The organism is Bradyrhizobium sp. RDM12 (assembly GCF_051917485.1).
Taxonomy (GTDB): Bacteria; Pseudomonadota; Alphaproteobacteria; order Rhizobiales; family Xanthobacteraceae; genus Bradyrhizobium.
In genome coordinates, this window is sequence record NZ_CM133064.1 from 7,373,776 (window position 1) to 7,387,867 (window position 14,092).

9 protein-coding genes, 4 pseudogenes and 1 other annotated feature are annotated in these 14,092 nt (G+C 60.4%); of the genes and pseudogenes, 8 read left to right on the forward strand and 5 right to left on the reverse strand.

Annotated elements, in window-relative coordinates; all coding sequences use genetic code 11:
* Positions 1–154 precede the first annotated feature (154 nt).
* The 3 genes and pseudogenes from ACTGJ9_RS35930 to ACTGJ9_RS35940 all read left to right on the forward strand — a co-directional run.
* A pseudogene (locus tag ACTGJ9_RS35930) lies at positions 155–861 on the forward strand (IS21 family transposase); the annotation flags it as partial.
* Positions 862–949: 88 nt separating this feature from the next.
* Complete coding sequence (locus tag ACTGJ9_RS35935; protein WP_456674899.1) at positions 950–1,261, forward strand: transposase; 312 nt, start codon at positions 950–952, stop codon at positions 1,259–1,261.
* Positions 1,258–1,614 carry an IS3 family transposase gene (locus tag ACTGJ9_RS35940; protein ID WP_456674900.1) on the forward strand — a complete coding sequence of 119 codons (357 nt, stop codon included), beginning with the start codon at positions 1,258–1,260 and terminating at the stop codon, positions 1,612–1,614. Before ACTGJ9_RS35935 ends, ACTGJ9_RS35940 begins: the two co-directional genes overlap by 4 nt.
* A gap of 8 nt (positions 1,615–1,622) precedes the next feature.
* Here the strand turns inward: ACTGJ9_RS35940 and ACTGJ9_RS35945 are convergent.
* Positions 1,623–2,027, reverse strand: a pseudogene (locus ACTGJ9_RS35945) (ATP-binding protein); the annotation flags it as partial.
* A 77-nt stretch (positions 2,028–2,104) separates the two neighbouring features.
* Here ACTGJ9_RS35945 and ACTGJ9_RS35950 point away from each other — a divergent pair.
* Positions 2,105–2,539: a hypothetical protein gene (locus ACTGJ9_RS35950; RefSeq protein WP_456674901.1), complete on the forward strand. Its 435-nt coding sequence runs from the start codon at positions 2,105–2,107 to the stop codon at positions 2,537–2,539.
* Complete coding sequence (locus tag ACTGJ9_RS35955; RefSeq protein WP_456674902.1) at positions 2,520–4,586, forward strand: recombinase family protein; 2,067 nt, start codon at positions 2,520–2,522, stop codon at positions 4,584–4,586. Before ACTGJ9_RS35950 ends, ACTGJ9_RS35955 begins: the two co-directional genes overlap by 20 nt.
* A gap of 34 nt (positions 4,587–4,620) precedes the next feature.
* On the opposite strand, the pseudogene ACTGJ9_RS35960 reads toward ACTGJ9_RS35955, so the two are convergent.
* From ACTGJ9_RS35960 to ACTGJ9_RS35975, 4 genes and pseudogenes are all read right to left on the reverse strand, one after another.
* Positions 4,621–4,941 (reverse strand): annotated as a pseudogene (locus tag ACTGJ9_RS35960) (ATP-binding protein); the annotation flags it as partial.
* Positions 4,919–6,440, reverse strand: a pseudogene (gene istA, locus ACTGJ9_RS35965) (IS21 family transposase). The pseudogenes ACTGJ9_RS35960 and istA, both read right to left, overlap by 23 nt.
* A 144-nt stretch (positions 6,441–6,584) precedes the next feature.
* Positions 6,585–7,816, reverse strand: a protein-coding gene (locus ACTGJ9_RS35970) for an IS3 family transposase (protein WP_456674903.1) whose coding sequence is annotated in 2 segments (ribosomal slippage) — positions 6,585–7,525 and positions 7,525–7,816 — 1,233 coding nt in all. Because the reading frame shifts where the segments join, the coding sequence is not laid out codon by codon here.
* Positions 7,416–7,532: a sequence feature (AL1L pseudoknot), on the reverse strand. (Overlaps the previous gene by 117 nt.)
* Before the next feature lie 2,010 nt (positions 7,817–9,826).
* Complete coding sequence (locus tag ACTGJ9_RS35975; RefSeq protein WP_456674904.1) at positions 9,827–10,510, reverse strand: hypothetical protein; 684 nt, start codon at positions 10,508–10,510, stop codon at positions 9,827–9,829.
* A gap of 990 nt (positions 10,511–11,500) precedes the next feature.
* On the opposite strand from ACTGJ9_RS35975, the gene ACTGJ9_RS35980 reads away from it, so the two are divergent.
* From ACTGJ9_RS35980 to tnpB, 3 genes are all read left to right on the forward strand, one after another.
* Positions 11,501–12,217 (forward strand): class I SAM-dependent methyltransferase, encoded by a 717-nt coding sequence (locus ACTGJ9_RS35980; RefSeq protein WP_456674905.1) that lies wholly within the window; start codon positions 11,501–11,503, stop codon positions 12,215–12,217.
* Between the two features lie 1,055 nt (positions 12,218–13,272).
* Positions 13,273–13,695, forward strand: a complete 423-nt coding sequence (gene tnpA / locus ACTGJ9_RS35985) for an IS66-like element accessory protein TnpA (RefSeq protein WP_456673958.1) — start codon at positions 13,273–13,275, stop codon at positions 13,693–13,695.
* The gene (gene tnpB, locus ACTGJ9_RS35990) at positions 13,689–14,042 is read left to right on the forward strand and encodes an IS66 family insertion sequence element accessory protein TnpB (protein WP_456673959.1); all 354 of its coding nucleotides are present in this window, start codon (positions 13,689–13,691) and stop codon (positions 14,040–14,042) included. Before tnpA ends, tnpB begins: the two co-directional genes overlap by 7 nt.
* Positions 14,043–14,092 lie beyond the last annotated feature (50 nt).

The following is a 14,092-nucleotide window of genomic DNA, read 5'->3' on the forward strand; positions in this document are numbered from 1 at the left end:
TCACGCTGCTCCAGTTGGGCTGACTTAACGACCTATGTACGCGACCTCGCCCGATTGTTGTCCGCCTAGAACCCACGGTGCCATTCGGCATACAAGATTGCCCCACTATTCGGCTATTGCGCTGCTTGCTTGGGACTAAAACAGGTGGTTGGGGTTGCTGGTTATGGACACCATTGCGCGCATACGGCGAGAGCACTTCATCAAGTGCAAGACGATCAAGGAGATCGCCCGTTACATAAAGATGTCGCGGAACACGATTCGGAAGGTGCTGAGGTCGGGGAGACCTCCTTCGAGTACGAGCGGTTGGTGCAGCCGCGTATCAGGCTGGGACGATGGGCATCCGAGCCCGACGTGCTGCCCGCAGCGAACGCGGCTAAATCCGCGCGTGAACAGCAGACGCTGATCCGGATCTTCAAAGAGCTACGCGGACGCGGGTATGATGGCGCTTACGACGCAGTGCGGCGTTTCGCCAGGCGGTGGAGCAAGAAACGTGAGCAATCGACTGCAGCCGCTTATGTCCCGCTGAGTTTTGCCCTAGAGGAAGCCTACCAGTTTCCACGGGAGCCATGAGGTGATTCCACTGAGCGGCTCCACAGTAGCCATGAAGCCCGCCCATGTCGGGCTTTGTCACAGCCGCATGCTGTTCGTGCGGGCACACCCGCGAGAGACCCAGATGGTATTCGACGCCCACGACTGGGCGTTCGCCCAGTTCAAAGGCACCTGCAGGCGCTAAAGACCGTCGTTACAATCGTCGCTTCCTAATAGGCAGTCACTATCTAGTCGATCCAGTTGCTGTACCCCACAGGCTGGAAGAAGGGGCAAGTAGAGAATCAGGTCGAGCTGGTGCGAGAATGCTTCTACGCCGTGACTGCGCTTCACCAGCGTGTCGGTGAACCTCCTCCGAATGAGTGGACACCTGTAGTAGGCTCGTTGAGCCCGGAGGTGTCGAATGGAACGTCAACGTCGGTCGTTTACTGAGGAGTACAAGCGCCAGGCCGCCGAACTGGTAGTGTCGAGCGGTCGCTCGATCGGGTCGGTTGCCAAGGAGCTCGGTCTGCGCGACTCGGTGTTGCGACGCTGGGTCGATAAGCTCCGGCAGGAGCAGGCATCGGCGGCGTGGCGCCCCACCACGCAGGCGACGCCGATGCCGGCGGACCAGGCTTCGGAGATCGCCCGCCTGCGCCAGGAGAACGAACGGCTGCGGATGGAGCGCGACATTTTAAAAAAGTCGATCGCGATCTTCGCCGGAACCCGGACATGAGCTTTCGCTTCATCGAGGATCACCGCGAGACCTATCCGGTCCGCATGATGTGCGCCGTGCTCGAGGTCTCGCCGGCCGGCTATTACGCCTGGCGCGAGCGTCCGGTGAGCGAGCGGGCAAAATCGAATGCCACGCTCCTGGCCGTGATCCGGCAGGTCCATCGGGACAGCAGCGGACGCTACGGCAGCCCCCGCGTCCACGCCGTCCTGCGGGCGCAGGGTGTCAATCGGCGTTCGACTGGGACCCCCTATCGGCATCAAAGGGACCCCTTTGAGCGGCGTGCTCTGCTGGTAGCGCTCGGGTCGTCGGAGCTGGTCGGGGTTGCGGAGACGGCGCGAGCGCGGGTTGTTTGAACATCGTCGCGGCTTTTGAATCGCCAGCTGTCGTTGCCGGTCTCGACGATGTCGCAGTGATGGGTCAATCGGTCGAGTAGCGCGGTGGTCATTTTGGCATCGCCGAACACGCTCGGCCATTCGCCGAACGCAAGATTGGTGGTGACAATGATCGAGGTGCGCTCGTAGAGCCGGCTGATGAGATGGAACAGGAGCTGACCGCCGGATTGCGCGAACGGCAGATAGCCCAGCTCGTCGAGAACGATGAAGTCCATGCGGGTCAGATGCTCGGCGAGCCGTCCCTGCCGACCGTTGCGGGTCTCGGTCTCGAGCCGGTTGACGAGGTCGACGACGTTATAGAAGCGGCCACGGGCGCCGGATCGGATGCAGCTTCGCGCGATAGCGATGGCCAGATGGGTCTTGCCGGTGCCCGTCGAGACAGCGTCACAATGCCGGGTGTCTGGCGTTCGAGGTTTTGATCCTCTATCCGTTCCATCCTCGGGCCGGGCAGATGGTGCAGGTCGAGCACCGCAAGCGCTTCGCCGGCGAGGACCATTTGGTCGTGGTGCAGCCCGACGGGACACTCGCCCTAATCCCGGCCTGGATGAGCGAGGATATTGCTCGCTCTGCAACGCTCACAGCAAGCCCTCGGTTGGCTGTCGAAAGGCTCGTCGAGCTGCGGGCGCGAATCGATGTGCTTATCGCCTCTCGAGGCGGGGCGCGGCCCCTGCGTGAAGGAGGGGATCATGCAACCAAGACGCTACTTGCAACGAAGCCTGTTCGAGGAGGATCGCCAGACGCCCGCGATTCCGGCGTCGCAGAGAAGCACTCTCGTCCGCCTGATCGAGAGGCTGCTGGTCGAGGCCCTCGCCGACGGCGCCAATATCGAGACGGGCACGCCAACCGCAGAGACGAGGAGGCCGCTCATGAGCAAGGTCACGCCTGAGCACCTCGCCCGTCAGGCCGTCGTCTACATCCGTCAGTCGACGCCTGATCAGGTCGCCCACAACCTGGAAAGTAAGCGCCGTCAGTACAATTTGCCGGAGCGCGCGCGACAGCTGGGCTGGAGCGATGTTGCCGTCATTGATGACGATCTCGGTCGCTCCGGTGGTGGCGTCGCGAGGCCCGGCTTCGAGAAGCTGCTGGCCGCCATCTGTGAGGTGCGCGTCGGAGTCGTGGTCTCGATCGAAGCGTCGCGGCTCGCACGCAACGGCGACTGGCACACCCTGCTCGAGTTCTGCGGTCTCGTCGGCACACTGATCGCCGACGAGGACGGCGTCTACGATCCGCGACAGCCCAACGATCGCCTACTGCTCGGCATGAAGGGTACCATGAGCGAGATGGAGTTGTCGGTACTGCGCCAGCGTTCGCTCGAAGCGCTGAAGCAGAAGGCGCGCCGGGGCGAGCTGTTCATGACGGTCGCCGTCGGCTACGTGCGGGTCGGCCACAACCGTATCGAGAAGGACCCGGATCGGCGCGTCGGCGAGGCGATTGCGCTCGTCTTTGCCAAGTTCACCGAGATGCAGTCGGTGCGTCAGGTGCACCTCTGGTTCAGACACGAGCGCGTTCCGCTGCCGGCCGTCACCTATGGCGCCGAAGGCCGCCTGGTCGAGTGGAAGCTGCCGGTCTACAACACGATCCTGCACATTCTGACCAACCCAATCTATGCGGGCGCGTATGCATTCGGGCGCACTGGCAGCCGCATCAGCATCGAGGCCGGCCGCAAGAAGGTGGTTCGCGGCTTCAAGAGGGAGCGCAAGGATTGGGAGGTGTTGATTCCGAACCATCATGAGGGTTATCTGAGCTGGGCGGACCATGAGAGGAACCTCGGCCTGATTGCGGATAACGCCAACGGCAAGAACCCGATGAGCCGCGGTGCCCTGCGCCGAGGTGAGGCTCTGCTCGCCGGCCTGCTGCGCTGTGGCCATTGTGGGCGCAAACTTCACGTCGCCTACTCCGGCAAGGACGGCAACACCGGTCGCTACCATTGTCGGGGCGGCGCCAACAATCATGGCGGTGACCCTTGCATCTCGTTCGGCGGCATGCGGATCGATCGTGACGTGGCCGCCGAGGTGGTCGAGCGCCTGCAGCCGCTCGGTATCGAGGCGGCACTCGCCGCGCAGGCTGCGCGCAGCCGTGCGAACGAAGACAAACGCGGCCAAGTCGAACTGGCGCTGGAGCAGGCTCGCTATGAGGTCGGGCGGGCGCGCCGCCAATACGATGCCGTCGATCCCGCCAATCGTCTCGTCGCCGCCGAGCTGGAAAAGCGATGGAATGACCGGCTGGCGGTCGCGCGCAATCTGGAGACCGAGCTGGACGCACTGACGGCTTCGCCCGCTGTTGATCTCACACCTGCCGACCGGGAGCGGCTGATGACGCTAGGCGCCGACCTGGAGCGTGCTTGGTCGAGTGCCAGCGTGGCCCCCGAGACGCGCAAGCGGATCGTGCGAACGCTGATCGACGAGATCGTCGTCCGCGTCGAGGACACCACGCTCGATCTGGTGATCCGCTGGCACGGCGGTGACCACTCCGCTCTCAAGGTCAAGAAGAATCGCTCCGGCCAGCACCGCTGGAGCGCAGCGGGAGAGACAGTCGATCTCGTGCGCGTGCTGGCGCGGCAGATGCCGGACAAAGCGATCGCGTCGGTGCTAAACCGCTCCGGCAAGACCACGGGGCGCGGCAATGGCTGGACCAAGTCGCGAGTGTGCAGCTTGCGCAGCCACAACGACGTCGCAGCCTATCGTGAAGGCGAGCGCCACGACCGCGGCGAGGTCACTCTGGACGAGGCGGCCGCGGCCCTCTCCGTCAGCCCATCAACCGTGCGACGTCTGATCAAGGACGACCAGCTCGCGGCGGGCCAGCTTTGCAAAGGGGCACCTTGGATCATCAAAGCAGCCGATCTTGAGCGTGCTGACGTCAAACGAGCCGCCACCGCGCGGCGCCTCAGACGTCCGCCGTCCGGCACTCCGCTACAAAAAGAACTGGAACTCTAACGAGATAGAAAGGTGAGCATTATGAAGCGGGCTCGGTTCCGCCGACCAGGACGACGTTGCGTTGCTGGGCGATGAAGCCGCCGCCAGCGAGATCATTGACGAGAGTCTGATTGATCGGCGTCCCGTCGAACTGGAAGTCGGCGATGTCCTTGGCAAGCGGCAGCTTGGCGATGGTGAGCTGGTACTTGATCGAGCGGGCCTGCTTCTCGTTGATCTCGGCGTTGAGCAGGTCGCCGACAATGCGCTGGGGTTCGTGCTGGCGCTTGACCGCAGTTGCCATGATCTCATCGAAGGCGGCCTTCATGCCGTAGAGCTTGAGCTCGCCCATGAGGTCAAAGATTTGGGTTCGTTCCATCAGATGGTCCTCCGGAGGTTGTCGTAGCGGGCACAATCGGCGATCGGTGCATGGCGCAGCGTCAGTGCGGCCGGCGTCATGATGTTGGCCGGTGGGGCGGGTTCACGTTGACGGGCCAGGATATTGAGCACGACATCGGCGGAATGGACGCTGTGACTGAGCGCTTCGGCACAGGCCGCTTCCACCGCGGACAGACCGTCAGTCAGCACCGCGTTGAGGATGTCGACCATCTGCCGATTGCCATCGTCGGTGCTGGCCAGCTTGCGCCGGACCCGCTCGATCGCGGCCGGCAGCACCCAGTCTTTGAAGGGAGCACCGTTGCGCAAGGCGCCGGGTTTGCGAGCGAGCACCGGCACATAATGCCAGGGGTCGTAGACGGTATCGCCGCGGCCAAAGGATCGCGGATGCTCGGCAACGATCCGGCCGTCCTGACGGATCACGATGCGATCGGCATAGGCTTGAACCTCGACCGGTCGTCCGACTGCGCTGGCTGCGACCGAGTACTTGTTGTTGTCGAAGCGCACCAGGCAGGTCTTCGAGACAGATGCTGTCACTGCATGGAAGCCGTCGAAACGGCCGGCATAGGGAACGAGTTTGGGGCGTTCGGCTTCGAACACGTCCCAGATCGTCTGATCGGCCAGCTCCGGATGACGATGAGCCTTGGCGTAGGCGATGCATTTGTCGAGCAGCCAGGCGTTTAACTCGTCGAGGTTTTTGAACCGCAGCCGCGGCGTGAAGAAGCGTTCCCGGACCAGCCCGACCTGGTTCTCGACCTGCCCCTTCTCCCACCCCGACGCTGGCGTACAGGCGACCGGATCGACCAGATAGTGGCTGCACATCTGCAGGAAGCGGCGATTGTAGAGACGGCCTTTACCGACGAAGATCGTCTCTACGGCGGTCTTCATGTTGTCGTAGATGCCGCGGGTGCAGGTGCCTTTGAACAGGGCGAACGCCCGGTCGTGGGCGTCGAACACCATCTCCTGCGTCTCCCGCGGATAGGCCCGCACGAACAGCATGCGGCTGTGACAGAGCCGGACATGAGCAGCCTTCACCATCACCGTGGTGCCGCTCAGCAGGACGACCTCGTGGCTCCAGTCGAACTGGTAGGCTTCACCTGGTGCAAAGCTGAGCGGCACATAGGCCGACGCTGTCGAGCTGCCGCGTTCCTTGCTCCACCGTCGTGCGTATCGACGAACCGCATCATAGCCGCCGGCGTAACCCAGGCCGCGAAGCTCTTCGAATAGCCGGATCAGCGTCAGCCGTTCCCGCGCCGCCTTGCTCTCATTCCCTGCCAGCAACCGGTCAAGCTCGGCACTCCAGGCACCCATCTTCGGGAGCGGCTGCGTCTCGCGCTCATACCGGAACTCCGTCGCTTGAGAACGAATGACCTTGCGAACCACCTTCCGCGATACGCCAAGTTCTCGGCAGATCGCCTTGATCGGACGACCATCAACAAAGTAGGCGCGACGGATCTTACCAATCGTCTCCACCACCAGCATCCCAACCTCGGCTTCCATGACTCGATGGAAGCCACTGTGGACCCTTATCCCGGGGTCCCGATTGGATGCCGATCACCCCGAAAACGGGGTCCTTATTCCATGCCGAAACACACCCCGGGTTTGCCGGAGGCCATTTGGTTTAAGTTATGCCGCCATGGCCGGTTGTTCCAGCATGGCGTAGTAGCGTTGCTCGGCTTCGGCCGGCGGTATGTTGCCGATGGGCTCCAGGAGCCGCCGGTTGTTGAACCAGTCGACCCATTCCAGCGTCGCGAACTCGACGGCCTCGAAGCTGCGCCATGGTCCGCGCCGATGGATCACCTCGGCCTTGTAGAGCCCGTTGATGGTTTCGGCGAGAGCGTTGTCATAGGAATCTCCGACGCTGCCGACAGAAGGCTCGACGCCTGCTTCAGCCAGGCGCTCGGTGTATTTGATTGAGACGTATTGGCTGCCCCTGTCGCTGTGGTGGACGAGCCCGCCGCAATGGACCGGCCGACGATCATGCAATGCCTGCTCCAGCGCATCGAGCACGAAGCCTGCATGCGCCGTGCGCGAGGCTCGCCAGCCCACGATCCTGCGGGCATAGGCGTCGATCACAAAGGCGACGTAGACAAAGCCCGTCCAGGTCGCGACATAGGTGAAGTCGGAGAGCCAGAGGACGTTCGGCCTTGGCGCCTTGAATTGGCGGTTGACGTGATCCAGCGGGCATGGCGCGGCCTTGTCGCTGATCGTGGTTTTGACCGGCTTGCCGCGGATAACACCTTGCAAACCCATGTCCCTCATTAGTCGCGACACGGTGCAACGGGCAACATCGAAGCCTTCGCGCTTGAGCTGCCGCCAGACCTTGCGCACGCCATAGACGGAGAAGTTCTCATCGAACACGCGCCGGACTTCAATCTTCAACCTGACATCCTGCCTGGCGCGCGCCGACAGCTTGGCCGGATCGCGCCGTTTGGCCACATGGGCGTGGTAGGTCGAGGGGGCGATCGGCAAGACCTTGCAGATCGGCTCGACCCCATGCGCCCCACGATGATCGTCAATGAAGGCGATCATGGCTTGGACCGGCGGTCGAGCTCCGCCATCGCAAAATATGCGCTTGCCTTGCGCAAGATCTCGTTGGCCTGCCGAAGCTCGCGGTTCTCTCGCTCCAGGGCCTTCAGCCTCTCGGCCGTGTCCGTCGGAACGCCGGCCCGCTGCCCGCTATCGACCTCGGCCTTCTTGACCCAGTCATGCAGCGTCTGCGGCGTGCAGCCGATCTTGGCCGCGATTGACGTCACTGCCGCCCACCACGACGGGTGCTCGCCGGCGTGATCCAGAACCATCCGAACCGCTCGGGTCCGGACCTCGGATGAGAACTTGTTCGTCGTCTTGCTCGTCATGGCTCCATCCTCTCAGGAGTTGGAGCCTCCGGCAAACCCGGGGCGGTTCATCCGCGCGGTCTTTCTTTTCCATGACATAGACGACTGCCCCCATGCCGCGCGCTTCCAAAGGAAAATGCGGTGAAGCGTGTCACCGTGCCTTGCCCCACAATCTCTTGGACTAACGCCGATCTTCGTATTGATCGCAACGCGGGTCGCCGCGCTTCAAGCCATCTGTTATCTCGTTGAGGGGTGGCCCACATTTCAACAACGCGTAGTCGGAATAGGGAGCAGGCGATAGCCAGCAAAGGTGCTTGCCGACAGGCACCTCATAAACTCTCTCGCCAATTGTATAGGAGCATTTAGTCGGTTGGTCTTTCTTCTCTTCAGTCGGAGGCCGATCTTGAGCTTGGGCATGGCCTGCCAGGATGACTGCGATCAGGCCAACGTGACGGATTATGGGCATAGGGATAACTCCCGATCTAGCTCGTCCCGCCGTGCGCGCGACGGCGCTCTCTCAATTCTAGCGCCGCCTGGCGGCTACGCAACATCGTTTGGGAGTGAAATTCTCTCTGAGGAATTAGATGGACCATCAAGATTAAAGGCCCCCAACAGGAGCAGAACCGGCTATCCGCTCTCCGGATCCCCGCTTCGTCGAGAGGTACGGACACCGCTGACCTTCTCAATCACCTTCGCAGCAGCTCCTGAAACAGCCAGCAGGCTAGACACCAAACTTAATGTGCGAGTTCGGTTGCGACCGCCCCCGCGAGCACTAGCCTGAATGCTCCGGACCCGATTCTACTGGCGCTATCATACTCAGCGCGCCGGCTTCGTTCTGTGACGTGAGGCCATACGCGCAAATGCTGATGGTTATCCTCGGCGTCTGCATATAGATCGCATTGCTTGCGGCAGTGTCACGACGATTGCGCGCCTTGGCACCGAGGCAAAAGAGCCTCGTGAACAGAGTGTGGCGGCTCAGCACTCGAAGGCCCGCTGAACTTCGTTCGGCGGCGAAAAGCAACGCAGGCCGCTGAGATTGATGAGGTTCCCTTCGCTTCTATGAAAAGCTACAATCACCTTCACCACTAGTTGTTGCGGTGCTTCCCCCATGGTGAGGCGTTCCGCGTAAGGACGCTGCCCGCGGCCGGCGCTATCAGCGCTCCAAAAGTTGGCGAGGGCACTCGGCAATCGGCTCAACAGTGGGTTCGCCGGGTTCGGCCCCGGCTCCCCGGAGCACCGATTGACATCCAGAAATAGCACCGCGACGCGCCCGTTTGCAGCCACGCCCCGGTCGCGCTTTCGGCGTCCTGATCTGGTGGGCTTCCTAACTTTCTTTGTAGTTGGCAAGTGCCGCTGAAGTCGAGGAGTGCGCCGCCCAGCCTTTAGCGAATTAGCAGATCCGTGACTGCAAACGATAACAATGAGGAAGGCCTCGGCTGCTAATTCCATTTCCTGACGATTGGTACGTGACGTATTGAAACACGGTCCATATCGGCGCTAAGCGCCTTAGCGGGGGTTGCGTGGCGGGCGCCAGCCGTTCGCGATCGGCCGCTTCTGGCGGCAGTATCGTCAACGAACGCTTCCTGTTTCAAGTCCCAACTTGGGATTCTGGCTGGCGGTCGCCGACCTTCAGCGTCTCAGGATGCACTGCCGCATAGGCTGGCTTCTGCTTGACACAATGCCGATCCCAAGCCGTTCCCATGGACGAAGTGCGCCGAAGACATCCTTGCTTCCATCGAGCGCTTCTGCCGATACAATGCGCCGACAAAACACGACTCTATGTCTAAGAACTTCTGGTTCGAAACCCTAACTTTCTGTTGCGATCGTCGAGATCGCCGGCATGAAAATGGCGGAGGCCTATCCCAACCAGCAGCATCACGCCGCGCAAACTGCTCGATGTCAGCGCGTCTCGAAGAGCTCGGCTGGCGGCCGGCGACGTCGATCGAGGACGGATTGAAACCCGCATGCGCGGCACATCTGCCGTACACCGACGGCCGTGCGCAAGCGTGCGAGCGGCTTGATACCTGCGGCCTAGGCACGGTCATAGACAAAAAAATCTGCGAATGACGTGTTGTCTTGATCGGCGGGGTCGAACGGGTATCGGTTCGCTATCTTCTCGCTGAGGGTCCAGCCCACGATATGTTCTGAAATCCACCGCGTGAAATTACGGTGACGGACGTGCTTGCTTGACCAACTTTCGTCCTTGTCGCTGGCGTAGATGATCACGTATCGAGTGGCGGCCGCGAAAAGTGTATGCATATAGAGTTCGAAGACAGCATCTTCGACAAGATGATAAATTACGTCGAGCGAGAGGGCGAGTTCAGCGTTGGCCGCCGAATGCTCTCCCAAAACGTAGAAGTGTTTTGTGGGATCGCTCGAGAATCTCGCTCGGCAGTGCTCTACAACGGTCTTCGAAACGTCAATTCCCACAAACGATGGATATTCTGCCAACGCGAGCTGCGCACCATCCCCGACACCAAATTCGATGACGGACGAAACATGATGATCGCGGACAAACTGATTAATGATCTCCGCCTTGAAGCTGGCCAGCCGGTTGTAGGAGCCGGCCCCGGAGTTCCCGCCCAGGGCATACCGATCTTCCCAATACTGCTCAGAACTACGGAACTCGAGCCGTTTGGAAAACGCGCCCTTTGCCGCAACTAAGACATCTCCAAGCACTGGAACAGAGCGTAGGTACCGCTTCAGGGTTTGCATTAAACGTCACCTCGCACTTTCTCTTGGCGCAGAATAACCGCAAGTTCGAGCGCGAAAAAGCCTTTTCGTTGCCATCTTTCATGGGGCGCCAAAATCTTCATGTATGCAACTTTTACGGTGTCTCCCGTTGTTGCTCGGAAGGGCCGGGATTCCGACAGCATCCGCGCCAAAATTGCAACATTCCTCCGCAGAAATACTTGTCCAGCACAGAGACCTGGGGAGCTGAGCGAGAGTCTTCTGGGCTTTCGTGATTGAAGCGCCGGGATTGGACGTTAGCGCCCGCTCCCCGATCGAGATTGTCTCTGCATCGCCTTGGAAGAGGTCTGCGTGTTTTTCACGAGAAAGGAAGGGACTCGCCGTTGTGGCCGAACATACGGTTCATACAGGCGGAATTGCTTCCGGCGTCGTCTGGACATTGAATCGCGCAGCGAGTACCCGGCGGCAAAAGATGCGACGGAAGTAGCGATCATAAGGAAGAGCAAGAGCAGCATGATAAACTCTCGTCGCGAGGGTTCCGGGCGTCATTTGGTTGGATGAGGGGTCATGGCAGCGATTTGTGATTCGCCACGCACCACATCAGTTGAGCACAACCTCGATGTGACCAGACTTTGTTGATGTTGGGGCGATGACATGCAATCTGCGCGCCCTTGGAACTGTTGCAATGACGATATGCTTCCATTGCACGCGAAATGCTCGAAATCTAAGCTAACCTCTGGATCTTCTCCGACTTTCCTACTTTCCGAAAGTTAGCTGAAGGCGCATCACCGACGATCGATGCGTGCAATATTAAGTGCTGGCGGACATAACCGAGGGTGGCGAGATCGCACATCGCCAAAGCGTTCGCCGAAAATGCGGTCTGATTAAAGTTGACGGCGTAACAGCTGGTGGTGGAATATCGCGTCGGCAAGCGCCATACCCTAAAAGGCGCAAGTCGATCTGAGGCACCCATCCCAGAAAGGAAACGAATCTCAGGTTCGGGATTATGCACACATGCGAAATCAAGATCAGTGGAAGCCCACCAAGTTCGTTCTGACCGGCCCAGGATGGCGCGCGTCAAGAGACCCTGCGCAGGTATCACCTGCTTCGCGACTGGTCGCTGACATTGTCGCGCGCCGGTACGAGGACCTTATCCCAAAGCATGTGAGAGGGCGGCTCCTCGATCACGGATGCGGCCGGCTTCCCCTTTACGGCATGTACAAGGATCTCGCGTCGGAAGTAATTGCGGTCGATTGGGGCAACTCGTTGCATCCTACGGAGCATATGGATGAGACTCACGATCTTAACCAGCCGATGCCTTTCGCAAGCGGAAGCTTCGATACCATCATCAGCTCGGATGTAGTTGAACACCTATGGAATCCGGTTGGGGTCATGAGCGAACTTGCCCGTGTCTTGAAACCCGGCGGCAAGATCATCTTGAACACACCCTTTAACTACTGGGTGCATGAGGCCCCTCACGACTATTTTCGCTGGAGTCGATATGCTATCGAAGAACTTGCGGAGCGCGCAGGTCTGCATGTCGTAGAACGGCTCTCTTGTGGTGGCCCTAAGGAGGTGCTGGCCGATGTTGCATTCAAGATCCTTTTGAGAGTTTCGATCAAGGCCGTATCGTTCGTCGACATGATTGCTCGGCCCATTCTCTCGACCGAAGAGACCGGCGATAGTCCATTTACTCTTGGCAACATCGCCGTTCTCGAAAAAATGAGGTAGGTGCGACGATGGGACGATCGGGTTGCGGGAGAACGCACGCCCGGGGACGCAACGCGCTTCCAGAATAGACCAATTCAAGCGGCGATTATTGGAACGACGCGAATGCACCGGCGGCCGGCTCTAGCGCGTTCAGCACTCCGGACATCTCATCCCTCTTCCTTCCAAGCCGACAGCGACGGCCAAGCCAGAACATAGAAAACGAAGGAGAATACAGCGATCGCGACAAATGAGATGGACAATTATTGCAGCAAGAACGCCTCCATTTTAGGGAACGCTAGCAGACGCCCGTGAGTATCGAATTGAGTTGAGTTAATCGACTACTTTACTTGCGCGCCAGTCATTAAGTGTTAAATTCGCTGAGCAGAAGTGCACAAATAACCGGTGCCTCCAGGTGCGCCGACAGAATTGGCTATCGTGCATTTAGGTAATCAACCATGCAACGATCCCAACTTATCTATCCGATCGCAACGGTCCACGCGATCGTGGCAACACCAGCCAATAAATAACACCAGCCAGTGCAAGAAATACGAGCGGGAGAAGATGGCGCCAAGCTTTCGGCGATGAGTTTGCACAACCGGTTCGATCAGGCATCTCGGGTTGCCGTCAGGAGCGAGCAAATATCCGCACCGCGCGCGATCGGCAATCAATCGGCCCGCAATTGACCTCACCTATCAACGTAAGTGCTTCGCTCTCGGAGGCGTTTGACCGTCCGCGGAGGCCGGCAGGCCCGGTGCCCAGACACATGGCGGACCGAAGCTGTCACGTGGTCGAAAGATGATGGCGTCCTCAACAGGGATAAAGCGTAGTCTCGCGCTTTTGATGGGGCTTGGCTCTCTCCGCCGCAACATACATCGTCGGGACAATGGACATGAGATGGCTCCCGCCCCTCGTAGCGCTTCTTCGCCAATCCCGGCTGAAGGGACAGCGGCAACAAATTTCGCGGACTTCACGGCGGGCGACCTGAAGCGTAAGCGTGGCGTTGAGGCCCTTGAGAATTGTTGTACTCAATCCTGAGAGCACCGCTAGAAGAGTCATCTTCTGCAAGGGTGCTCATAATGGACGACCATTCGGACGACATAAGACGACCGTTGTCACCGCGTATCGAAGTGTACGCAGGCGCAGGTCGAAAGCGCTGGCCGGACGATTTGAAGGCACAGATTGCCGCGGAAAGCCTTGAGCCGGGGGCGATTGTCACAGATGTCGCGCGTCGCCATGGGTGCCGGCCCCAGCAGGTGCACGACTGGCGGCGCCGGGCGCGTTTGGGCCAGTTGGTGCTGCCGGCTTCGGCGGACACGCTGTCGTTCGTGCCGGTGGTATCGGAATCGGCGCGACCGGCGGCCGCAGAGCCCACCGGGTCGCCGGAAGCAGCCGTTGTAACGGTTGAACTCCAGGGGGCACGCGTGGAGGTGCGAGGGACGCCTGGCCTTGCTGTGTTGAGTGATGTGTTCTTGGCGCTTCGACGGACACGTTCATGCTGATGCCGCCCGCGAGCCTCATGATTTACGTGGCGACGCAACCTGTGGACTTCAGAAAAGGTGCGGAGGGCTTGGCGCTGTTGGCGAAGGAGACGCTGGGCCATGACCCGATGAAGGGCGTGGCGGTGGTGTTCCGTGCGAAGCGCGCCGATCGGGTGAAGATTGTCGTCTGGGATGGCAGCGGCCTTGTGATGTATTGGAAGCGGCTCGATGGCAGCGGCTTCAAATGGCCACCCATCGTAGCCGGCGTGATGCGGATGAATGCCGCCCAGCTGTCCGCGCTTCTGGCCGGCATGGATTGGACGCGGATGCACGCGCCTCGAATCCCGCAGCCGAAAGCACTTGCGTAGGAGATAAAAACTTCGCTGCATCGGGGCGCGAAGCATGGCAGAGTTGGGCC